Origin of the sequence: Acidovorax sp. SUPP2825 (assembly GCF_030158995.1) — a bacterium.
Lineage (GTDB): Bacteria > Pseudomonadota > Gammaproteobacteria > Burkholderiales > Burkholderiaceae_C > Paracidovorax.
Map to the genome: position 1 here is coordinate 1 of NZ_BQXK01000035.1, position 21,913 is coordinate 21,913.

General features: G+C 66.4%; 16 protein-coding genes and 2 pseudogenes. 7 read left to right on the forward strand and 11 right to left on the reverse strand.

What is annotated here, in order from left to right:
• Nucleotides 1-435 precede the first annotated feature (435 nt).
• Nucleotides 436-1,542, reverse strand: a complete 1,107-nt coding sequence (locus tag AVAK2825_RS23960; protein ID WP_284402995.1) for a hypothetical protein — start codon at nucleotides 1,540-1,542, stop codon at nucleotides 436-438.
• Between the two features lie 3 nt (nucleotides 1,543-1,545).
• Nucleotides 1,546-2,637, reverse strand: coding sequence for a hypothetical protein (locus AVAK2825_RS23965; protein ID WP_284402996.1), 1,092 nt, complete (start codon nucleotides 2,635-2,637; stop codon nucleotides 1,546-1,548).
• A 148-nt stretch (nucleotides 2,638-2,785) separates the two neighbouring features.
• Between AVAK2825_RS23965 and AVAK2825_RS23970 the strand changes: the two genes are divergently transcribed.
• Nucleotides 2,786-2,923, forward strand: coding sequence for a hypothetical protein (locus AVAK2825_RS23970; RefSeq protein WP_284402997.1), 138 nt, complete (start codon nucleotides 2,786-2,788; stop codon nucleotides 2,921-2,923).
• 117 nt (nucleotides 2,924-3,040) lie between these two features.
• Here AVAK2825_RS23970 and AVAK2825_RS23975 read toward each other — a convergent pair whose 3' ends face one another.
• The 9 genes and pseudogenes from AVAK2825_RS23975 to AVAK2825_RS24015 all read right to left on the reverse strand — a co-directional run bounded on the left by AVAK2825_RS23975 (nucleotide 3,041) and on the right by AVAK2825_RS24015 (nucleotide 10,477).
• Complete coding sequence (locus AVAK2825_RS23975) at nucleotides 3,041-3,997, reverse strand: threonine dehydratase (protein WP_272569560.1); 957 nt, start codon at nucleotides 3,995-3,997, stop codon at nucleotides 3,041-3,043.
• 107 nt (nucleotides 3,998-4,104) lie between these two features.
• Nucleotides 4,105-4,242: pseudogene (locus tag AVAK2825_RS23980) on the reverse strand (LysE family translocator); the annotation flags it as partial.
• On the reverse strand, nucleotides 4,242-4,946 hold the full coding sequence (locus AVAK2825_RS23985; RefSeq protein WP_284402999.1) for a VOC family protein: 705 nt from the start codon (nucleotides 4,944-4,946) through the stop codon (nucleotides 4,242-4,244). The gene AVAK2825_RS23985 and the pseudogene AVAK2825_RS23980, both read right to left, overlap by 1 nt.
• Nucleotides 4,943-5,818 carry a PhzF family phenazine biosynthesis protein gene (locus tag AVAK2825_RS23990; protein ID WP_284403000.1) on the reverse strand — a complete coding sequence of 292 codons (876 nt, stop codon included), beginning with the start codon at nucleotides 5,816-5,818 and terminating at the stop codon, nucleotides 4,943-4,945. Before AVAK2825_RS23990 ends, AVAK2825_RS23985 begins: the two co-directional genes overlap by 4 nt.
• A gap of 218 nt (nucleotides 5,819-6,036) precedes the next feature.
• Nucleotides 6,037-6,903 (reverse strand): PhzF family phenazine biosynthesis protein, encoded by an 867-nt coding sequence (locus tag AVAK2825_RS23995; protein WP_284403001.1) that lies wholly within the window; start codon nucleotides 6,901-6,903, stop codon nucleotides 6,037-6,039.
• Between the two features lie 14 nt (nucleotides 6,904-6,917).
• Nucleotides 6,918-7,538 (reverse strand): glutathione S-transferase family protein, encoded by a 621-nt coding sequence (locus tag AVAK2825_RS24000; protein WP_284403002.1) that lies wholly within the window; start codon nucleotides 7,536-7,538, stop codon nucleotides 6,918-6,920.
• Between the two features lie 3 nt (nucleotides 7,539-7,541).
• Nucleotides 7,542-8,732 (reverse strand): aminotransferase-like domain-containing protein, encoded by a 1,191-nt coding sequence (locus AVAK2825_RS24005; protein ID WP_284403003.1) that lies wholly within the window; start codon nucleotides 8,730-8,732, stop codon nucleotides 7,542-7,544.
• A 109-nt stretch (nucleotides 8,733-8,841) separates the two neighbouring features.
• Nucleotides 8,842-9,831, reverse strand: a complete 990-nt coding sequence (locus AVAK2825_RS24010) for a DMT family transporter (protein WP_284403004.1) — start codon at nucleotides 9,829-9,831, stop codon at nucleotides 8,842-8,844.
• Nucleotides 9,832-9,877: 46 nt separating this feature from the next.
• On the reverse strand, nucleotides 9,878-10,477 hold the full coding sequence (locus AVAK2825_RS24015) for a LysE family translocator (protein WP_284403005.1): 600 nt from the start codon (nucleotides 10,475-10,477) through the stop codon (nucleotides 9,878-9,880).
• A 126-nt stretch (nucleotides 10,478-10,603) separates the two neighbouring features.
• Between AVAK2825_RS24015 and AVAK2825_RS24020 the strand changes: the two genes are divergently transcribed.
• The 6 genes and pseudogenes from AVAK2825_RS24020 to AVAK2825_RS24885 all read left to right on the forward strand — a co-directional run.
• Nucleotides 10,604-12,076: an aminotransferase-like domain-containing protein gene (locus AVAK2825_RS24020; protein WP_284403006.1), complete on the forward strand. Its 1,473-nt coding sequence runs from the start codon at nucleotides 10,604-10,606 to the stop codon at nucleotides 12,074-12,076.
• Between the two features lie 228 nt (nucleotides 12,077-12,304).
• Entirely contained in the window at nucleotides 12,305-14,854 is a 2,550-nt protein-coding gene (locus tag AVAK2825_RS24025; RefSeq protein WP_284403007.1) for a type VI secretion system Vgr family protein, read from the forward strand.
• Nucleotides 14,855-14,892: 38 nt separating this feature from the next.
• Entirely contained in the window at nucleotides 14,893-15,360 is a 468-nt protein-coding gene (locus AVAK2825_RS24030) for a DcrB-related protein (protein ID WP_284403008.1), read from the forward strand.
• Nucleotides 15,361-15,447: 87 nt separating this feature from the next.
• Nucleotides 15,448-20,262 (forward strand): HNH/endonuclease VII fold putative polymorphic toxin, encoded by a 4,815-nt coding sequence (locus tag AVAK2825_RS24035; RefSeq protein ID WP_284403009.1) that lies wholly within the window; start codon nucleotides 15,448-15,450, stop codon nucleotides 20,260-20,262.
• Nucleotides 20,263-20,265: 3 nt separating this feature from the next.
• Complete coding sequence (locus tag AVAK2825_RS24040; RefSeq protein WP_284403010.1) at nucleotides 20,266-20,661, forward strand: Imm50 family immunity protein; 396 nt, start codon at nucleotides 20,266-20,268, stop codon at nucleotides 20,659-20,661.
• 505 nt (nucleotides 20,662-21,166) lie between these two features.
• Nucleotides 21,167-21,545, forward strand: a pseudogene (locus AVAK2825_RS24885) (RHS repeat-associated core domain-containing protein); the annotation flags it as partial.
• Between the last annotated feature and the right edge of the window lie 368 nt (nucleotides 21,546-21,913).

Below are 21,913 nucleotides of genomic sequence, written 5' to 3' on the forward strand. Positions count from 1 at the left end.
TCTTGTGTTGGCGCGAGGCCTCAGCGAACAGGTCGAACTTCAGGGCGCTACGGGGAGTGATCATGGCAAAGGATGGAGCACGCGTTCTCGATCAACAAGGGACCGGATGGGTTTTGAGAGGTTCCCGTTAATGATGCTGATATTTTGTTTTGCGCCTCGCTGATTGCGGATGATGTATTTGTAAGATAGCTGTTTGCCATTTCTTGTAATGCTTGATCGAATAGTCGGTCGAATGGATGTGCGTGCTTCGTAGGTTTTATAGATCCATTTGGAGGATGCGGCGTCTTGAAAGGAGAGTCGCCACACGTTTTTGTGTGGGTCAAATATTGCATTGTCTTGGGCGTGCGCTAAGCCAACAAAGATTAATTGGGCTAATAACGGTGTCCGAAAAAATTTAATTACTTTCATTGCATATTCCAGAGACTATGCCCTTATTCAACGCCCTGAATCCATCTGGTCCATCACGTAACGCAGGTCGAACATCAGCGCTCTGGCCGCTAGGCGATCAAATGCGGGAGTGGGCGTGGTGCTGCGTTGTGCAGGTGTACGTGGTACCGCGACCGAGGCTTGTGCGTCATCGTCTTCGCCGGCCTTGGCATCCGCCAGATCGCGATGAGGATCGGTGCATTCCTTACGCATCGCCGCTACAGCTGCACGCGCTGTTGGCTTGTTGTTCATTTCCAATGCGGGAATCAAAACGTCGAACTGGCGGTTGAGTCTGGTTAGCACATCGGCATTGATGTGCTCGTATTTCACCCAGGACTGAACGTGTGTTTTTAGCCTGCGAGCCAGTTCCGCCCCACTATATGGCGTCGGCACTGGAATCACTGGCGCCAGAACGGGGACCAGGACGTAATCCAAATCTTGAATTTCGTCGATCTTCTGACTCCAGTAGGGTGTATCAGGCAGGTTATCCAGTCCCCAAGGCTCCGGGGTGGCCCCCGTCAGCTTTGCACGTGCCATGCCGGGCAGTTCTACACGGGTCACGACAAAGCCATCTTGTGTTTTTCCTGGAGAAATACCATCCGGATCAGTATCTTTCAAGCCAGGAGTCCAGACGAAACTGGTCTGACCCACATTCTCGTCAACGCGCAAGTTACCGCTCCAGCCTGTGGGCGCCTTGATTATTTTGGTTTCAAAATTTCTTTTGGAAATTAATTGATTCCAGTATTGCTGTGTCCATCTGTCATTTTCTGTTTTTGCGTTTGCCGTCACCGCTGGTAAATTTGGTATTGCATATACCAGTGGGATCCCCCAAATCCGGAAGAGATCGATTGCCTGTTTTGCTTCGCGGCTGTTGCTTAGTCGATAACGGTATATATACTCTGATCCGCTAGCTTGTATGGCAGACTTGATGCCTGGTTTGATCGCATTCTGTTGAATGTAGGTCTTATTCACCCACTGCGAAGTTTCTGGGTCTTGGTAGTAGAGCTTCCATGCGTTTTTCTGTGCGTCGAAGACGGCGCTGTCTTGGGCATGGGCCAAACCCAAGCACAGCAAGGGAACTGCTAGCATAGGTCGAACGAAAAGGGCAAATTTCATGGTTCAGTGCTCCGATTTGAAGCAGGCCTTCTGCTTCTCTAGAAATATATGGAAGTGCGGTGCCGACGCGTAGTGATGAAGTATTGAAAAAGGAACTTCAGCTGCATTGGCTTCACAAAATTTTTTGTAGAGATTATTTTGCTTGTCGATAGAAACAGGATTTCTTGCGCGGGTGAAAGAAATGTCTATTTCACGACCTTCTCGATGCCCCGCATGTGGTCCGCGCCAGTTGGACGTGATGTCATAGCGGCCACCCCAAAATAGGCTCGCATCGTTCAATGCCACAGTGCCCCAACCTTCGGCAGCAAAAGAGCCAATCAAACCGAGCAGATTTTGCAACGATTGTTGTGTCAAATAGTACTGATTGTGGTGATACCGCCCATTGCCTTGGTGGGTTTTATCCACACTGGTCAATGCATAAACGAAAGTCCCATCTGCATTCTGGGGTGGATTCGGAGAAATGGGCAGCAGGTCTGGCACCCTGACCTGTATCTCTTTGGAAACCGGGCTGTTGGAGCAAACGGCGCAAGCGACTTGGATCGTATGAATCCCCGCCACTTCGGGGGCTTTGAAGACGATTTTGACTTCGCCATTGGCATCCGTGACGCCCTGCGTTGCGCTCAACAAGCCTTTGGGCCGGGCCACGTCGTGGTGTTCATGCCCGCCGGAATTGGGGGTGACATCGACCGAAAAGCCGAGCGCCACACCGGACTTGGCGGCGGTGCTGTTGGTGACCTTGGCAATCAAGGTGATTTCGGAAGAACCGCCCTTGGCGGCGGGGCGCGTTTCCGATGCTCCCGACAAAGCGACCAAGGTGGGAAATTGCTGGTAGTAGCACTTATTGATGGCCGCCCAGTAGGGGCCTTCCGTGCCCATTTCCCGGCAGGTATATCCCGTACCAGCCGTCGGTGATGGACTCAATTGGCCATTCCCGCCAATGGTGCAGGCTTCCTGGATGGAGGGGTAGCAACTTCTGCCATCCGATCCCCAACTCCCAACCGTCCACCCTTGCACCGTGATCTGTGCCTGCACCGTGGGAGCCGCCATTGCCGCCAGCACCAAAGATAGCGCGCGTCGATGGATTATTTTGCTCAAAGTTAACTTTCGGAAAAGTCCCGAAAGTTACCACGACTTGAAGTGATTCGTGCAGCTTATTTGCAACGTTGTAGCCGCGCGCGCAGATTCTCCAGGCTTTTCTTTGCGACCAGATGCAGGCGCCCTGTCAACAGGCCGGCAATCGAACATGCTGCAATTTCTGCAAACCTCTTCCCTGCCGTTGAAAAAGAAAAATTGCGACACCGTCTTGAGCGCTTTGGTGACGGCAGACTTTTTCATTCGCTTCCAGCCGTATGGCGCAGGGCAATTCAAAACCAAACGCTAATTTTTTAGTAACGATACGCCGGCATCTTTATTGTGCTGGAGGTTCTTTCCTATCGACATCCCCCCTGATTCATACCTCCTCCCTTCGTGTCGTCCGGTGACTGGGGGATCGGCTGCGTCACAGCACGCCAGCGAACATCGCTGCATCCACGTTGCCGCCCGTGAGCGCCAGCCCGACGGGCAGGCCGGCGAGCGAGCCGCGTTCCTGCATCGCGGCGGCGAACGCGGCGGCGCCCGCGCCTTCGGCGACGTTGTGCGTGTCGGTGAACAGGGCGCGCATGGCGGCGGCCACTTCGGCGTCGGTCACCTTCACCACGTGGTCCAGGTGCGGCGCCAGGATGGCGAGCGCGGCCGGATCGGCCACGCGGCAGGCCATGCCGTCCGCCAGCTGCGTGGTGACGGGCGCCTCGACCACGTGGCCGGCGGCGATGGAGTCGGCATACGTGGTGGCATGGGCGCTGACCACGCCGACGATGCGCACGCCGTGGCCCAGCGCGCGCTTGGCCGCGATGGCCGAGCACGCCCCCGACCCCTGGCCGATGGGCACATAGGCCACCGCCAGCTGCGGCACCGCGCGCAGGAATTCCCACCAGTACGTGGCGACGCCGCGCAGCAGGTCGGCATGGAAGCTGGGGACCATGTGCGCGCCGCGGTCGGCCGCCAGTTGGATGGCGTGTTCGCGCGCTTCCTGGAAGTCGTCGCCATGCTCGATCAAGGTGACGCCCAGGGCGCGCATGGCGGCGTTCTTTTCCACCGAGTTGCCACGCGGCACGACGATGGTGCAGGCCACGCCGTGGCGGCGCGCGGCCCAGCCCATACTCTGCCCGTGGTTGCCGCGCGTGGCGCTGACCACCTCGCGCGGCAGCGCGCCGCGCCGGGCGAGCTGGTCGAAGTATGTGAGCCCGCCGCGGATCTTGAACGCGCCCACGGGCGTGTGGTTCTCGTGCTTGAGCCAGCATTCGGTGCCCAGCCGCTCGCTCAGCAGCGCCCAGCGGTACTGGGGCGTGGGGGCGAAGTCCGCGTAGACCACCTGTGCGGCTGCCTCGATGTCGGCGAGCGTGGGGAGTGCGGCCATGGCGTGCAAACCGGCGCTGTCCGTGGCGGGTGCCGATGCGGGAGCGAAGGCGTCGATGGCGGTGGTGGGGGCGTTCATGCGGTGGCTTTCTTTTCGGACAGGATGCGAAGCGCGAGCAGGCCTGCGCGCGGCCCCTGCGTGAGGCTGCGGGACACGCAATAGACCCTGTTGGGCCCGGGCGTGAGCACGAGCACCAGCGCGGCGAACTCGAACAGCAGGATTTCCTGGAAGGTGAGGAGGAGCATTAGGCGGGCTCCTTCGATGCGAGGGTGACGGGGCCGCGGGGCGTGGCCAGCACGGCCTGCAGGCACGGCGCGGCCCCGGGCGACACAGTCACCTGCGTGCCCAGGCCGAGGGCGGCGCAGGCGCTGGCCAGCGCGGGCGCCTCGGGGTGCTCCAGCCGCAGCGACTGCAGCTGCACGCCGCTGGCGGCGGGCAGGCTGTAGCAGGGATGGCGCTCGCCCCACTGGATCAGCGTGGGCAGGCAGCCGCCCAGCAGGCGCTGGCCGTCCGGCCGCAGGGTGATCTGCCACTGCAGCAGCCCCAGCGGCGTGGGGCGGCTGGCGGTGGCGACCTCGCCCCGGTCCAGCCCGCGCGCGGCCAGCGCCGCATGGGCGGCGGCCACGTCGCGCACCGAGGCCACCCAGTGGATGAGCTGCGGACCGTCGCGCGCCACACGCGCCTGCAGCGCGGGGTCGTCCATGTCGAACCAGCGCCGCGTGCCCGCCGCCGGCCCGGGGGCGGCGGGGTTCATGGCGATGATTTCCAGGTAGGTGCGCGGGTGCGCCGGGCCGCTGAGGTTGAGCAGGCGGTTGTGCGTGCCCATGAGCGGGTGTTCGCCCCCCATGGCCGGCACCACGCCCAGCGTGCGGCGGCACCAGTCCACGCCGCTGTCCAGGCGGTCGGCCATCACCACGAGATGGTCGATGCAGGCGTCGGGCAGGTTCACAGCCGCACCTCGCCGTTCACGCAGGTGACCGAACCGCCGCCGATCCAGATGCGCTCGCCGTCCTGGTGCACGTGCACGCGCCCGGCGCGGCCCATTGCCGTGCCCTGGCTGGCGACGTAGCTGGGCGGTGCCAGGTGCGCGCCGATGAGCCACTGCGCCAGGGCGGCGTTGAGACTGCCCGTCACCGGGTCTTCGGCCAGGCCGTTGTTGCCCGGAAAGAACGCCCGCACCTCGAAGGCGATGCCCTCGTCGGCATGCGCGCCGACCACGCCCACCTTGCCGCGCGGCCCCACCACGCCGATGTCCAGCTGGCCGAGGACGGCGCTGTCGGGCTGCAGGGCCAGGACCTGTTCGGCGCTGGCGAGCATCACGCCGCGCCAGTTCGGGCCGTTGTCGCACCAGGCATGCGCCACGATGTCGCTGCGCTCGATGCGCAGGCCGCGCGCGATCAGGGCCACGTCCTCTTCGGCCAGCGGCCCGCTCTTGAGCAGCGGCGGCGCGGCGAAGGCCAGCCGGTCGCCGTCGCGGCGCAGCGTGATCAGGCCCAGCGCGCATTCCTGCACCACCTCGCCCTCGGTGCGCGGCTGGCCGCCCGCCTCCAGCCAGGCGTGGCAGCTGCCCAGCGTGGGGTGCCCCGCGAACGGCAGCTCGCGGCCCGGGCAGAAGATGCGCACGCGGTAGTCGGCGCCGGCGGCCCGGCCGGCCTCGGTGGGCGGCAGCAGGAAGGTGGCCTCGGACAGGTTGGTCCAGTTGGTGAAGTGCTGCATCTGCTCGGTGGACAGGTCCGAGCCGTCGAGCACCACAGCCAGCGGGTTGCCCAGGTAGGGCTGCTGGGTGAACACATCGACTTGCTTGAAAGGGCGTTGGCGCATGGTGTGGGCCTCTTTGCGGGGAAGGAAAGGCCGGCCGGTTGGCCGGGGGTGATTGAAAACGGGGTGGAAGCGGGTCGGCAGGCCGGTGTTTCGGGCCGCGCGCCCATGCGGCGGCGCGGCGCGGCTGGCGCCGGGACCCATCGACCATTCAAAAAAGGGGGCGGCGCGTCAGCCGGTGGGGATCTGGCGCGGCGGTGCGGTGGCGGGCGGGGCGCAACTCATAGGCGGGCGGTTCCCTCGATGCAGGTGAGGCTGCGGCCGCCGACCCAGACCTGGCCCTGCGCGTCCTGGCGGATGTGCACGCGGCCGGCCCGGCCCAGGCTCTCGCCCTGGGCCACGAGGTAGCTGTGCGGCGCGCGGCCTTCGGCGATGAGCCACTGCGCGAAGCTCGCGTTCAGGCTGCCCGTGACCGGGTCTTCGGGGTTGCCCATGGGCGCGGCGAAGGCGCGCACCACCACGCCGGGCTGCGTGGCATCGTGGGCGTCGGCGCCGACGTGGATCACGCCGACATCCTGGCCCAGGTCCTTGAGCCGGGCGTGGTCGGGCCGCAGGCGGTGCACCGTCTCGGCGCTGTCGAGCACCAGGCCCAGCCAGCGCGGGCCGTTGTCCAGCAGCTGGGCAGCCTCGATCTGCTGCGGCCGGATGCCCAGGGCCCCGGCGATCAGCGGCACCAGCGCGGGGCTGGCATCGCTGCGGCGCAGCGGCGGCGCGGCGAACGCCAGCCGGTCGCCGCTGCGCTGGATGCGCACCAGCCCGCCGGCCGACTCCTGCACCACCAGGCCGGCATCGCGCGGCACGTGGCCGGCCTCCAGCCAGGCGTGGCAGGTGCCGAGCGTGGGGTGCCCGGCGAACGGCAGCTCGGCCCCGCGCGGCGTGAAGATCCGCACGCGGTAGTCGCCCCCCGCTGTGCGGCCCGCCTCGGTGGGCGGCAGCAGGAAGCTGGTTTCCGACAGGTTGGTCCACGCGGCGAAGCGGCGCATGTCGGCGTCGTCCAGGCCCTGCGCGTCCAGCACCACGGCCAGCGGGTTGCCGTCGCCGGGGCGGTGGCTGAACACGTCGATCTGCTTGAAGGGGCGCTGGCGCATGGCGGGCGATGGGGTCAGGCGAGCGGCTGGTCGATCACGCCGCGTGCGCCGGGGCGCGACAGCAGGCCCTGGTACCAGGCGTCGAGGTGGGTGCGCGCAACGCGCTCCTGCGGCAGGCCCCACCAGCGGTGGATCTCGCAGCCCACCACGATGTCGGCCATGGTGAAGCGCTCGCCGGCCAGGCACGGCTGCTGCGCCAGGTGCGCCTCCAGCCGGTCCAGGAGCGGCTCGGTGGCCGCCACCGACCGCGCGATGGCGGCCGGGTCGCGCTGCGCCTCGGGCGTGCGCACCCACTGCAGGAACGCGTCGCGCCCCGCGGGGTTGAGCGTGGTCTGCTGCCAGTCCATCCACTGCTCGGCCACGAAGCGCGTGCGCAGGTCCTCGGGGTAGAGGGTGCCGCTGGCGTGCTTGGCGCACAGGTAGCGCACGATGGCGTTCGACTCCCACAGCGTGAAGCCGTCGTCCTCGATGAGCGGCACCATGCCGTTCGGGTTGAGCCGCAGGAACTGCGGCTCGCACACGATGCCGAACTGCCCGCCCGCGTCGGTGCGCTGCAGCTCCAGGCCCAGCTCCTGCACGGTCCACACGACCTTGCGCACGTTGATGGACGACAGCCGTCCCCAGAGCCGCAGCATGCGTCAGGCCTTCTGGGCGACGCGCGCCCGGATGGCCGCGGCCAGCGCGCCCACGCCGGTGTTGATCTGCGCGGCGCTGGCCGTCACGAACGACAGTCGCAGCGTGCGCGGGTCGGCGTTGTCGGCATAGAAGGCCGCGCCCGGCACGAAGGCCACGTTGCGGTCCACGGCCTCGGGCAGCAGGTCGATGGCGCTCATGCCTTCGGGCAGGCGCACCCATAGGAACATGCCGCCGTCGGGCTTGTTCCAGTGCACGTCCAGGCCGGCCATCTCGCGCGTGAGCGCCTCCAGCATGGCGTCGCGCTGCTGCTTGTACAGCGCACGGATGGTGGGCACGTGGCGGCCCAGGAAGCCGTCCTTCATGACCTCGTGCACCATGCGCTGGTTGAACCCCGGGCTGTGCAGGTCGGCCGCCTGCTTGGCCTGCAGCAGCTTGGGGAACACGGCCTTGGGCGCCACGATGAAGCCCAGGCGCAGGCCGGGGGCGAGCACCTTGGAGAACGAGCCCAGGTAGATGCAGCCTTCCGGGTTGCGCGCGGTCAGCGGTGCGGGCGGGGGCTGGTCGAACCACAGGTCGCCGTAGGGGTTGTCCTCGATCAGCGGCAGGTTCAGCTCGGCGGCCTTGGCCACCAGCGCAGCGCGGCGCGCCTCGCTCATGGTGCGGCCGGTGGGGTTCTGGAAATTGGGCAGCACGTACAAGAAGCGCGCCTTGTCGGCACCGCTGCCGGCCTTGGTGGCCAGGTCATCGATCTGCACGCCTTCGTCGTCGCTGGCCACGCTGACCACTTCGGGCTCCATGGGCGCGAAGGCCTGGATCGCGCCGAGGTAGGTGGGCGTTTCCACCAGAATGCGGCTGCCGGCGTCGATCAGCACCTTGGCCACGAGGTCCAGGCCCTGCTGCGATCCGGTGGTGATCAGCACCTGATCGACGCTCACGTCCCACGGCAGGAAGTCGGCGACCGCCTGGCGCAGCGGCTGGTAGCCCTCGCTCGCGGCGTATTGCAGGGCCGACTGGCCGTCCTGCGACAGCACGGCGCTGCAGGCCTTGGCGAAGTCGTCGATGGGGAAGGTCTTGGGGGAGGGCAGTCCGCCCGCCAGGCTGATGATGCCGGGCTTCTCGGTCACTTTCAGGATCTCGCGGATCACCGAGGGGTTCATCTTCGCGGCGCGTGCGGCCAGGGTCCAGTTCGTCATTGAGTGCATCTCCAGGGGGCGCTTGTTCTCCGGGGCGCCGGGGTCGTCGTTGAGGAAGCCGTTGTGCGGCGGGTGGCGGGCATGCGGGTGGGCCCGCCGGGGAAAGAGCTTAACCGCGCATCGCGGCGGGTTGGGGGTTCCTGGCGGGGCCTTGTCGCACCGGGGCGCGTCGGCCGACCACCACCGTGGCCATCACTGCGATGCCGAAGCCCAGGCTGACCGCATCGAGTGATTCGCCCAGCAGCGGCACCGAAAACAGCATGCCCAGGAACGGCTGCACCAGCTGCACCTGGCTCACGCGCACGGTGCCGCCGAGCGCCAGGCCCCGGTACCACGCGAAAAACCCCAGCCACATCGAAAACACTGACACATAGGCCAGCGCGCCCCAGGCCGATGCCGGCATGGGCGCCGTGGGCCACGACCAGGCCCCCAGCGGCAGCGTGGCGGGCAGCGAGATGACCAGCGCCCAGCAGATCACCGAGCCCGAAGGCATGCGCTGCGACAGCCGCGCGCCGTAGCCGTAGCCCACGGCGGCGCACAGCACGGCCGCGAACAGCAGCAGGTCGGCCGGGTGCAGCGACAGGCCTGCGCTGCCCGAGCGCAGCACCGCGAACGCCACCACCATCGCCGTGCCCAGCAGCGCGCACAGCCAAAAGCGCGGCGACGGGCGCTGGCGGTGCAGCAGCGCGCCCACGCCGGCCGTGGCCAGCGGCAGCATGCCGATGATCACGCTGGCATGCACCGCGCCCACGTGGCGCATGGCCAGCGAGGTGAGCAGCGGAAACCCGAACACCACGCCCAGCGCGGTAAAAACCAGTGGCCGCCAGTCCTCGGGCCGCGGCCAGGGCGCGCGGCGCGCCCACAGCAGCAGCGCCGACAGCACCCCCGCGATCGCCGCCCGGCCCATGGCCATGAAGACGCCGGACATCTGCGGCGCCTCGGGCGTGCCCACGGCCAGCCGCGTCATGGGCAGGGTGAAGGCAAAGATGGTGACGCCCAGCAGGCCCCACAGCAGGCCGCGCGTTTCGGGCGACTGCCAGCCGGTGGCCGGGGCCGTGGGGGCGCCGGGGGCGCTCGGCGAGGTGGCGGGGTGCGTCATGGGCGGGGTCCGGTGAAACAAAGGGTGCGGCGGTGGGGGCGGGCGGTCATGCGTTCACCATCCAGGCGGCGGTGAGCGCGAGCACCAGCGCCATGGCGCGGTTGAACCACAGCAGCCGCGTGCCCTGGGCGAGCCAGTGGCGCAGCAGCGCGCCCGTGGCGGCATACACCAGGTTGCTGGAGAAGGCGAACACCACCATCACCGGCAGCACCACGCCCAGCCGCGCCAGGGCATCGTCGCGCCCGGCGATCCAGCCGGCCACGATGGTCAGCGCCAGCAGCCAGGCCTTGATGTTGACGAACTGCATCGCCGCGCCCTGCCAGAAGCCCACGTCCATGCGCCCGGCCTGCGCCTGGCCCAGTTGGGCGCTGCGGCTCAGCTTGAAGGCCAGCCACAGCAGGTAGCCGATGCCCAGCACCTTGATGCCCAGGCGCACCGCCGGCACCGCCATCACCAGCGCGCCGACACCGCCCGCGCACACCAGCAGCAGGGCGCTCCAGCCCAGGGGCACCGCCCAGACGAAGCGCATCGCGTGGCGCAGGCCGCGGTTGGCGGCGATCGCCGTGGCCAGCGTGGTGTTGGGGCCGGGGCTGAAGCTCATGGCGGTGGCCAGCGCCAGCAGGGCGGTGAATTCGACGAAGGGCATGGGGTGTTGCAGGGGTTGTGGCTTCCAATGTAGGAGCAGATTCCATTACAGTTGCAATACAGTTATTTCGACAATTTCATGATCTGTATTGGTGTTTGCATCAGCACAGTGAAGGAGCCCCCCGCCATGCTGACCCGCACCGCCCGCCGATCCCTGACCGAGCAACTGGCCGAGCGCTTCGCCGAACGCATCCGGGCCCGGCTACTGCCTGCCGGTGCGCGGCTGCCTTCGGTGCGCGAATGCGCTCGGCTGCAGGGCGTGAGCGCGTACACGGTGGTGGCCGCCTACGACCAGCTCCTCGCGCAGGGCCTGGTGGAGGCCCGCAGCCAGCGGGGCTTCTATGTGCGCGATATCGCACAAAAAATGCCTGAAGGACATATTCCACTAGGGCATGGTGCTATAGAAAAAATAGCAAACGACCGCAAGTCATCCCCCGTGCTGTCCCCGCTGCCCTCGGGCTCGTGCGTCAACGCCACGGCACTGATCCGGGGCATGTTCCACCAGGCCTCCAGCCACCCGCAGCCGGGGGCCGGCGTGTTCCCCCGCGACTGGCTGGAAAACACCTTCATGGGCGCGGCGGTGCGCAAGGTCTCCAGCGGCCGGGCGCTGCAGGACAGCTCGCTGCAGTACGGCGACCCCATGGGCGAGCCCACCCTGCGCGAGGTGCTGGCCCGGCGCCTGCAGGGCTTCGGCGTGCCCGCACAGGCCAGCCAAGTCATCACCACCATGGGCGCCACGCACGCGCTGGACATCGTGAGCCGCACCCTGCTGAAGGCGGGCGACACCGTGATGGTGGAAGAACCCGGCTGGTCGGTGGAGTTCGCGCGGCTCGATGCACTGGGCATGCGCATCCTGCCGGTGCCGCGCGGCGCCCAGGGCCCCGACCTCGCGGTGATGGAGCGCTACTGCGAGGTGCACGCCCCCAAGCTCTTCGTGAGCGTGAGCGTGTTCCACAACCCCACCGGCTACTGCCTCACGCCAGGCAGCGCGCACCAGGTGCTGCAGCTGGCCGGGCGGCACGGCTTTCACATCGTCGAAGACGACACCTACAGCCACATCGCGCCGGAACACGCCACGCGCCTCACGGTGCTGGACGGCCTGGCGCGCACCATCTACGTGAGCGGCTTCGCCAAGATCCTCGCGCCCAACTGGCGCATCGGCTACCTGGCCGCGCCGCCCGATCTGGTGGAGCCGCTGCTGGACACCAAGCTGCTGTCCACGCTGACCACGCCCTCGCTGCTGGAAAAAGCCATGGCCCTGTGCATCGAGCAGGGCATGCTGCGCCGGCACAGCGACCGCATGCGCCAGCGGCTGGCCCAGGCCCGGGCGCGCAGCGTGCAGCTGGCGCTGGAGGCCGGCTGCACCTTCGCGGCCGAGCCGGCCGGCATGTTCGGCTGGGTCGAGACGGGCGTGGACACCGACGTGCTGGCCCAGCGCATGCTGGACGAGGGCTACCTGCTCGCGCCGGGCGCGCTGTTCCACGCCAGCCGCCAGCCGTGCACGCTCATGCGCATCAACTTCACCACCACGCAGGACGCGGCGTTCTGGCGCGTGTTCCAGCAGCAGGCGGCGGCCCTGGCCGGGGGCGTGCGGGGGTGACTGCGGGGGAGGCCCGGTGGCCGCCGGGCGGTGCCCCATGGGCCTGGAGATGGGGCGGCGGTCTGTGTGATTTCGTGTGCGTTGCGGCCGAAACAGCCGCAATTGGTTACATCTAGAGGCATTTTCCCGCTGGCGGGGGGATTTCCGGGGGGTGGGATGCGCTCAGCCGCGCACTATCATTCGGCCCATTCCAATCCGACCCAACGGCCCTTCGCGGCCGCTGCACCCATGACACGCCGAGTCACCATCCAGACGCCCCTGGGCGAGCAGTTGCAGTTTCGCCAGCTGCAGGGCAAAGAAGCGCTCTCCGAGCTGTTCTCCTTGGACGTGGACCTGCTGAGCGAAAGCAAATCCATCGACCCCAAGGCCCTGCTGGGCAAGAGCGCCACCATCGTGGTGGAGACCGAAGGGGGCGGCACGCGCTACCTGGATGGCATCGTCACCCGCTTCGGGCTGCAGGGCCAGGACCACCGCTTCTACACCTACAAGGCCCGCCTGAGCCCCTGGCTGTGGCTGGCTACGCGGCAAAGCGACTTCAAGATCTTTCAGAACAAGACCGTGCCCGACATCATCGAAGAGGTGCTCGGCAAATACGGCTACCCGCTGCAGCGCAAGCTCACCCAGAGCTACCGCACCTGGGACTACTGCGTGCAGTACAACGAGACCGACTGCGCCTTCGTCTCGCGCCTGATGGAGCACGAGGGCATCTACTACTTCCACGAGCACAGCGCCGGCCAGCACGTGCTCACCCTGGCCGACGACATCGTCGCCTCGCACAGCCCGCTCGCGGGCGCCGCCGTCATCCCGTTCTACCCGCCCGAGAAGGCCGCCGTCGCCGACAAGGAGAACATCCACGCCTGGCAGCTGGCGCAGGAGATCAAGCCCGGGCGGCACTACAACGACGACTACGACTTCAAGAAACCCAAGGCCGACCTGTCCAACATGCGCCAGACTCCGCCGGGGCACGCGCACGACAGCCACGAGATCTACGAATGGCCGGGCGGGTACACCGAGTTCGGCGACGGCGAGAACTACGCGCGCTCGCGGCTGCAATCGAGTCTGACCGGGCACAGCACCGTGCGGGGCGAGTCGCGCCACCGGGCGCTGGCGCCCGGCTACACCTTCACCCTGGAGAACCACCCGCGCGAGGACCAGAACCAGCAATACCTGCTGACCGGGCTGGAGTACCACTTCAAGGAAAACCCCCAGGTCAGCGCCGTGGCGCCGGGCACCAAGGGCACGCCGCAGGAAGAGGGCTCGTTCCAGAAGTTCACCCTGCAGGCCCAGCCCACCAGCCTGCCCTACACGCCCGCGCGCACCACCCCGAAGCCCAAGACCACCGGTCCGCAGACCGCGGTGGTGGTGGGCCCGCCGGGCGAGGAGATCTGGACCGACCAGTACGGCCGGGTGAAGGTGCAGTTCCACTGGGACCGCATCGGAGCCATGGACGAGAACTCCAGCTGCTGGGTGCGGGTGTCGCACCCCTGGGCGGGCCTGAACTACGGCAGCATCCACATCCCGCGCATCGGGCAGGAAGTCATCGTGGACTTCCTCAATGGTGATCCGGACTACCCCATCATCACCGGGCGGGTCTACAACGGCATCCAGATGCCGCCGTGGAAGCTGCCGGACAACAAGACGCAGTCGGGCACGCTCACGAACTGGAGCAAGGGCGGGGGCGGGGCGAGCATGCTGCGCTTTGAGGACAAGAAGGGCATCGAGCACCTGGAGCTGTCCAACACCTACGGCAACACGTACCTGAACATGGGGTACCTGATGCACCAGGGCAGCGGCTCGCAGCGCGGGTACGGGTTCGAGCTGCGCACGGACCTGTGGGGGTCGATCCGGGCGGACAAAGGGCTGCTGATCACCACGTACCCGCAGGACTTCACCTCCAAGGTGGCGAGCAACAACCCGGATGGGTTCGATCAGTTGGGCAGCGGGCTGGCCGGAACCGCGGCGCTGATGAAAGAGGCCGGAAGCGCCGTGAAGGCCATGGACTCGGCCATCGGCGCCATCAACGGCCTCAAGACCTCGCACATGATGGCCCTGGGCGCCGGAGTGGCCTCCATGGTCGGCGGCCAGGCCGGGGCGTCGTCCCTGGCGAAGGCCGCCGCGGCCGTCGCCGCCTTTGCCGATGCCGGCGGGGACGGCGGTGGAGGGGGCGGGCCCGAGGTCAGCATGCCGACCAACACCGACCCCGCCATGCCGCAGTCGCAGGCGCTGCGCGAGCTGTCCAAGGACATCACCAAACCCATCGTGTCCATCGTCAGTCCCGAGGGGCATTCGATGATCAGCCCCAAGCCCATCGTGATCAGCTCCGGGCAGAGCGCTTCGATGCACGCCACGCAGCACATCACGGTATCGAGCGGCGCGCAGCTCACCCAGCTGGCCAAGGGCGGCATGCTCACCCACGTCTCCCAGGGCGGGCAGCGCAACACGGTGACCCAAGGCGACGTGGCCTCCGAGGCGCAGGCCGGCCACATGAACCTCACGGCCAACCAGAACATCACCATGGCGTCCAAGACGCTCGATGCGAGCGTGCTGGGCCACGAGAACGTCAACATCAAGGCCACGCAGGATTCGGTGCTGGTCGATGCCGGGCAGCACATCCGCCTGGAGGCGGCCGACAGCATCACCCTGGTGTGCGGCAAGGGCAAGGCGTACATCAAGCTCACCAAGGACGGCGACATCGAGATCGTCGGCGTCCGCAAGGGCCTGCTGCGCTTCACGGAAAGCCTCGACGAATTCGGCAAGCCCATCAACATGAACTGCTGACCCACCGGCATCGCCGGCAGCAGCCTAGGAATTCATCCATGCAATACCACATCCAGGAGGCGGCGTTCGAGCTGCCCTCCGACGGCTTCATCGACCGCAGCGTGAACGTGCTCATCTTCGGGGACCCGGCGCTGCCGTTCAACGTGGTCGTCACCCGAGACTACTTCGACGAAGGCAGCGGGATCGAGGCGCTGCTGCAGGAGCAACTGCGTGCGCTGTCCACCGTGGGCAAGAGCTACAAGCAGCTCGACATGAGCCGGGCGCGCCTGCCGCTGCACGGCCCTGCCGGTGAGCCGCCGGCCAACGAAACCGCTGCCCCCAACGCCGTGGGTGCCTCGGTCTCGTACAGCAAGCAAGGTCACACGCTTTACCAGCGCATCGTGCTGATCGAGCTGCCCGAGCGCAAGGCGCTGGTGCTCACCGGCACCCATGCGGCGCCCTGGAAACCGCACCACGAAGCGCAGTGGGCGTCCATCCTGCAAAGCGTGCGCGTGCGGCCGCAGTAAGGCACGCCCCAAGGCTCCACGCCGCCATCGCGACAGACCGCACGGCCTCTTAAACCCGCCCACCGGCGTACCACCCTTCCGCGTTCCATGCCCAAAGCCGCCCGCCTGCACGATCCCATCGCCCACACCTATGCCCGAGAGGGCCATGCGGCGGGGGCGGCCACGGCGGTGGCGATCGAGTTCGGGGCGGCGGTGGCGATCGGCGCGGCCGTGGGCACCATCGCCTGTCCGGGGCTCGGTACCGTGGCGGGCGTGCTGATCGGCTTGGCGGTGTTCGCGGGCACCATGGTGGTCAGCCACATGTTCAGCCTGGTGGGCGATTTTTACCAGTCGTTCGGGGAGGCGCTGGGGCGAAGTTTCAGCTCCGACTGCGGGACGCTCACCGCGACGGGGTCGGCCACGGTCTTCATCAACAAGCTGCCCGCCATCCGGGCAGGGCTGGACGTGGCCATGTGCGACAAGCACAGCATGCCGCCCAGCCTCGTCAACTTCGGCAGCGAGAACATCTTCATCGACACCTTCCGCGCTGGCCGCGAGGGCGACTATGTGGACTGCGAGGCCAAGATCAGCAAGGGCTCGGAGGACGTCAACTTCGGCGGCGAGTCGGTGCCCGTGGCCAATTTCCGGGCGCAGGAAATCCCGGATTCCGACCGAGAGCTGGCGGCCAAGGCCCGGTTCTGGGCAGGCATCCTGGGCGGGGCCGCGGGCGCCCTGAAAGCCGGCATCAAGTGCTTCGGCATCGCCGTGGGCATGGGGGTGGTCGGCGCCAAGGTGCTGGGCGAAGTCATGCCATCGTTCGATGGCGGGCAGGGCGCGGCGAAGGGCGCGGGCAACAGCGCCGGCACCGCCCTGGGCAACCTGCTGCAGGGCAAGCCCGTGCACGCCGTCACCGGGGCCAAGGTGCTGCTGGGCGACGACGACACCGACTTCGCGTTGAGCGGCGCGCTGCCCATCGTGTGGCAGCGCACCTATGCCTCCACCGACGCGCGCACCGGCGTGCTGGGAACGGGCTGGAGCCTGCCGTTCAGCGTGGAGCTGGTGTTCCAGGATGGCAAGGCCCATTACATCGACGAGCAGGGTCGCGGCATTCCCTTTGACGACCTGCCGCCGGGCGGGCAGATGTTCAGCGTGCCCGAGGGCCTGCAGCTGAGCCGCAGCGAAGGCGGGGTCTACTACATCGGCATGCCCTCGGTGGGCTGGGTCTACACCTTCGGCGCGCGCCGGAGCCAGGCCAATGGCGAGCGCCTGTCCCTGCTGCAATGGGCCGACCTGAACCACAACGCCATCGATTACCACCGCGACGCCCAGGGCCTGGTGCGCCACATCACCGACACCAGCGGCCACCGGCTCGCGCTGCATTACACCCCGGACGCGGTGGCCGCGAGCGGGCCGCGCCTGTTGCGCATCGACCTCACCGCGGGCGGGCCGCCTGGCACCCTGGTCGAATACCGCTACAGCGCCGAAGGCGACCTGGTCCAGGTGACCGACCGCACCGGCCGCACGGTGCGCCGCTTCGAATGGGCACAGCACACGATGGTGGCCCAGACCTTCGAAAGCGGACTGGTCGCGCACTACCAGTGGGACCGGCCAGGGCCTCAAGGCCGCGTGCTGCGCCACTGGCTCGACGATGCGGGCGGCGGCCTGCCGGCAACCAGCTGGACCTTCGAATACGACCTGCCCGGCGAAGCGCAGGGCGATCGCCGCACGCGGGTCACCGACCATCTGGGGCGCGTGCAGCTCTTCGACCATGACGTGGACCAGAACGTCACCCGCTACGAAGACCCCCTGGGCCACATCCAGCGCATGGAATGGAACGGCCAGTGGCAATTGCGGGCCTGGACGCGGGCGGATGGCAGCCGCTTCACCTTCGACTACGACCGCCTGGGCAACCTCGTGCACGCCACCGACCCGCTGGGCCAGAGCGCGCGCATCGACTGGCACGAACGCCTGCAGCGCGTGCGCGCCACGACGGCTGTGGACGGTTCGCGCTGGCACTACGAATACGACGAACGCGGCAACTGCACCGAAGTGCTGGGCCCGCCGCTCGCGCCGGATCAAGACCCTTCGGGCACCCCGGCCGACGCCCGCTACCGGGAGGCCACCGTGTACGACGCGCGCGGCCTGCCCGTGCTCACCACCGATGCCAACGGAGGCCGCCAGCAATGGCGCTGGACGCCGCAGGCCCTGCTGGCCAGCCACACCGACTGCTCGGGCAAGACCACCCGATTCGAATACGACGCCAACGGCCATCTGCGGGTGCGCACCGATGCCCTGGGCCAATCCACCCAGTACATCCACGACCCGCTGGGCCGCCTGCTGAGCGTGCAGCACCCCGATGGCAGCGTGCAGAACTACGGCTACGACGCGGCCGGCCGGCTGGCCTCCACCAGCGATTCGAGCCAGCGTGCGACCCGCTACCAGTACAACCTGCATGGCCAGCTGCTGACCCTGCAGGCCCCGAACGGGCGCGCCATCCACCTGGGCTACGACGCGGCGCACCGCCTGGCCACGCTGGTCAACGAGAACCACGCCAGCTATGAGTTCGTCTACGACACCGCCGACCGCCTGCTGGAAGAGCGCCGACCCGATGGCAGCCGCCACGCCCTCGACTACGACCCCGCCGGCCGCGTGGTGGCCTTGGTGGAACACCCGGGCGAGGACGACGTGCGCCTGCAGGGCATTGCCGGGCATGTGCCGGTCTCGCCCATCCGCACGCTCTACCGGCGCGATGCGCTCGGGCGCCTGCAGGAAAAGCAGATCCTTCCCTCCGGCGAGGGCGCGCCGGGCGGCGCCCTGCTGCAGCGCTTTGCCTACGACCCACTGCACCGGCTGGTACGCGCGCAGATGCTGGACGCTGAAACGCAGGCCCCGGTCCACACGCTGGAGTACGCCTACAACGCCCTCGGCGATGTGGTGAAGGAGGCCGCGACCGACGCCGCCACCGGCGAGCGCACCGAGCTGCGCCATGCCCACGATGCCCTGGGCAACCGCACCGAGACGGGCCTGCCCGATGGGCGCACGCTGCACCACCTGTACTACGGCAGCGGACACCTGCACCAGATCCACTTGGATGGCGTGGTCGTGGCCGACATCGAGCGCGACGACCTGCACCGGGAAGTGCTGCGCACCCAGGGCCGCCTGGCCAGCCGCTACGCCTACGACGCCCTGGGGCGGCGAAGTGCGCAGTGGACCCAGTCCGCCGCCCTGCGGGTGACCGGCGCATGGGCCCCCGGCCGCGCCGCCGGCCAAAGCGCCGCCTGGACCCAGCGCCTGCAGCGCCCCGCCGCCACCGACAGCCTGCTCAAGCAGTGGGAGTACGACAGTGCGGGCGAACTGGCGCGGGCGCGGCACAGCCGCCATGGCGAGACCGAATACCGCTACGACCCGGTCGGCCGGCTGCTCTCGGCGGTGCACGCCGGCCTGCCGTCCGCCCTGGCGCCTTCCGACCAGGGCGCGGCGGGCGAAGGCGCCGCCGCCGTGCTGAACGAAGTCTTCCACTACGACCCTGCCGGCAACCGCGTCGCCGACCGGGCCCAGGCGATGGACGGCGCCGGCCGGGGCTGGGTGCGCAACAACCGGGTGAAGGTGCTGCAGGACAAGCGCTTCGACTACGATGGCTTCGGCCGGCTGGTGAGAAAGCGCATCGGCGCGCACACCGAGCAGCACTTTCGCTACGACGCGCAGCACCGCATGACGCAGGCGGCCGTGGTGCGCGCGGGCCAAAACGGCGAGCCGGTGAGCCAGGTCTTCCGCTACCGCTACGACGCGCTGGGCCGGCGCATCGCCAAGGCCGACGCCTTCGGCGAGACCACCTTCACGTGGGAAGGCCTGCGCCTGCTGCAGGAGCGCCGGGGCGGGCAATGCAGCAGCTACGTCTACGAGCCGGGCAGCTACACGCCCCTGGCGCGCATCGACGGCCAGGGCGCGCTGGAGCCGGAACACCCCGCGTCCGCGCTGGCCCTGGGCGACGTGGACACTGCGCGGGGCAAGGAAAACTCCGTGCCGACCACCAATGGCGAGTGGGCGGATGCGCACCACGCGGTCGCCGGGCCGGTGGGCGGACTGGCACGCATGCTGGCGGCGCAGGAGGGCCCAGAGCGCCGGGCCGCCGACCAGCATGGTCCCGCTGATCCGGCACCGGCCCAGGCGGAGTCCGCGCCGGCACGCATCTACTACTTCCACACCCAGGCCAACGGCCTGCCGGAGGAGATGTCGGACCGAAACGGCAATCTGGTGTGGCGCGCCCAGTACCGGGCGTGGGGCAGCGCGGTGGCGGAGGAGTGGCAGGCATTCGATGCCGCCGGCCGGCCAGTGGGCGCCCCGGTGGCGGAAGGCTGGGCCCGGGCCAGCCAGCAGATGGCGGCGGCACCGCAGAACCTGAGGATGCAGGGGCAGTACCTGGACCGGGAAACGGGGCTGCACTACAACACGTTCCGGTACTACGACCCGGACCTGGGTACGTTCACGACGCCTGATCCGATTGGATTGGCGGGTGGTACTAATCTGCATCGCTATGCAACAAATCCGATTGCGTGGGTGGACCCTTGGGGTTGGTGTGCTCAGAGAGCTCAAGAGGCTTCCCGCGGAAGAAATGCTGCCTTGAATGAAGCTAAGCGTGACTTGGGCATCCCTCGTTCACAGCATCCAGATGCCGTTAATAAAATTCCAATGACAGATCGGAATGGGAAATCTATTTTAGGAGCGGATGGAAAACCGCTTATGACACGGGAGTATACATATACACGTCCTGATGGCAGTAAGGTGGTTATTCAAGACCATTCTGCTGGGCATCAATTTGGTCAAGGCGGTGTTGGGGATCAAGGACCACACTTTAATGTTCGGCCGCCTGAAAATACTCGAACTGGCGCAGTGCCAGGAACTCAAGATCATTATTCTTGGTAAAAAATGGAACATTGGACTGAGATACTTACGGATGGTTCTGCTTCTGTTAAGAAGATATTTGATGATGTTTTACCTGTTTTGGAAAACGTAGAGATCCACGAACTAATAATTCATAGAGACGGTCCAAGAGTCTCATTGAGGTTTGATCTTGCGGAATTTCCAACTCGACCGCCGAAAAAATGGGTGGCGGCGGGAGCGAATAAGGTTCAAATAGTTCTCTTGGCGATATCTGTTTGCGATATAAAATTATCTGGAGTGATAACTAATGCAAAAATTAATCTAAAGATAAAAAAAGAATCTTCGTTAATATCTGTTCATGGGATAGGTGATGGATTTGAGGCTTTGATAAAAGCTGAGTTCTTGATGATAAATGGTATAAGTGGTTATAAAGATGCATGAATTTTTAAAATCCTCATGGTATTGAGGCTTAAAAGTTTTTTATCAAAAAACACGAGCAACATCGCATAGCTTTAGGCCGGCGCATCGCCAAGGCCGACGCCTTCGGCGAGACCACCTTCACGTGGAAGGCCTGCGCCTGCTGCAGGAGCGGCGGGGTGGGCAATGCAGCAGCTACGTTTACGAGCCGGGCAGCTACACGCCCCTGGCGCGCATCGACGGCCAGGGCGCGCTGGAGCCGGAACACCCCGCGTCCGCGCTGGCCCTGGGCGACGTGGACACTGCGCGGGGCAAGGAACACTCCGTGCCGACCACCAATGGCGAGTGGGCGGATGCGCACCACGCGGTCGCCGGGCCGGTGGGCGGGTTGGCACGCAAGCTGGCAGCGCTGGACAAGGCCCAGGCCGCGCAACCGCAACCAGTGGTAATGGAGAACAGCCCGCCAACGCCATCGCTGGCAGGAGCAATAAACGTCAACGAGCGATCAGCGGCACCGGGCGCTCGGATTTATTACTTCCATACCCAGGCCAATGGCTTGCCGGAAGAGATGTCGGATCGAAACGGCAATCTTGTGTGGCGTGCGCAATACAGGGCCTGGGGCAGCGCGATCGCGGGAATGGCAGGCGTTCGATTCCGTGGGCCGCCCGGTCGGAGCGCCGGCTGCCGAAAGCTGGGCGCGGGCGAGTCAGCAAACGGCGGCGGCGCCGCAGAACTTGAGGATGCAAGGGCAGTACCTGGATCGGGAAACGGGGTTGCACTACAGCACGTTCCGGTATTACGACCCAGACCTGGGTGCGTTCACGACGCCTGATCCGATTGGGTTGGCGGGGGGGCGCAATCTGCACAGTTATGCGCCGAATCCTGTTAGCTGGATTGATCCTTGGGGATTAGCTTGTGGGCCTGCAACTAAGAAAAATAGCAGTGGCCAATGGATTGACGCACAAGGGTGGTTCGCGAAATCACCACCGAAACCCAATTTCACTCCTGAATCCTATTTGCACGAGGCTGGTTATCACCCGAACCCCCAGGCTGGCGGGCATGCATACGGTTCATCGCAAGTCGGTAAAAGTAAATTCAATGCAGGAGAAGGAGGTAGTAAATTTTCAAATGAGATTTATAACCACCCTGATGGGAACCTCTCAAAACCCATCCGGTCCCTTGTTGATCGAGAACGCGTGCTCCATCCTTTGCCATGATCACTCCCCGTAGCGCCCTGAAGTTCGACCTGTTCGCTGAGGCCTCGCGCCAACACAAG

Excerpts from the sequence above, each read along its gene's own strand:
- AVAK2825_RS23960 (WP_284402995.1), bottom strand. The coding sequence starts at position 1,542 with ATGAAATTTGCCCTTTTCGTTCGACCTATGCTAGCAGTTCCCTTGCTG.
- AVAK2825_RS23970 (WP_284402997.1), top strand. The coding sequence starts at position 2,786 with ATGCTGCAATTTCTGCAAACCTCTTCCCTGCCGTTGAAAAAGAAAAAT.
- AVAK2825_RS24040 (WP_284403010.1), top strand. The coding sequence starts at position 20,266 with ATGGAACATTGGACTGAGATACTTACGGATGGTTCTGCTTCTGTTAAG.
- AVAK2825_RS24005 (WP_284403003.1), bottom strand. The coding sequence starts at position 8,732 with ATGACGAACTGGACCCTGGCCGCACGCGCCGCGAAGATGAACCCCTCG.
- AVAK2825_RS24035 (WP_284403009.1), top strand. The coding sequence starts at position 15,448 with ATGCCCAAAGCCGCCCGCCTGCACGATCCCATCGCCCACACCTATGCC.
- AVAK2825_RS23975 (WP_272569560.1), bottom strand. The coding sequence starts at position 3,997 with ATGGCCGCACTCCCCACGCTCGCCGACATCGAGGCAGCCGCACAGGTG.
- AVAK2825_RS24010 (WP_284403004.1), bottom strand. The coding sequence starts at position 9,831 with ATGACGCACCCCGCCACCTCGCCGAGCGCCCCCGGCGCCCCCACGGCC.
- AVAK2825_RS24030 (WP_284403008.1), top strand. The coding sequence starts at position 14,893 with ATGCAATACCACATCCAGGAGGCGGCGTTCGAGCTGCCCTCCGACGGC.
- AVAK2825_RS24000 (WP_284403002.1), bottom strand. The coding sequence starts at position 7,538 with ATGCTGCGGCTCTGGGGACGGCTGTCGTCCATCAACGTGCGCAAGGTC.
- AVAK2825_RS24025 (WP_284403007.1), top strand. The coding sequence starts at position 12,305 with ATGACACGCCGAGTCACCATCCAGACGCCCCTGGGCGAGCAGTTGCAG.
- AVAK2825_RS24020 (WP_284403006.1), top strand. The coding sequence starts at position 10,604 with ATGCTGACCCGCACCGCCCGCCGATCCCTGACCGAGCAACTGGCCGAG.
- AVAK2825_RS23990 (WP_284403000.1), bottom strand. The coding sequence starts at position 5,818 with ATGCGCCAACGCCCTTTCAAGCAAGTCGATGTGTTCACCCAGCAGCCC.
- AVAK2825_RS23995 (WP_284403001.1), bottom strand. The coding sequence starts at position 6,903 with ATGCGCCAGCGCCCCTTCAAGCAGATCGACGTGTTCAGCCACCGCCCC.
- AVAK2825_RS24015 (WP_284403005.1), bottom strand. The coding sequence starts at position 10,477 with ATGCCCTTCGTCGAATTCACCGCCCTGCTGGCGCTGGCCACCGCCATG.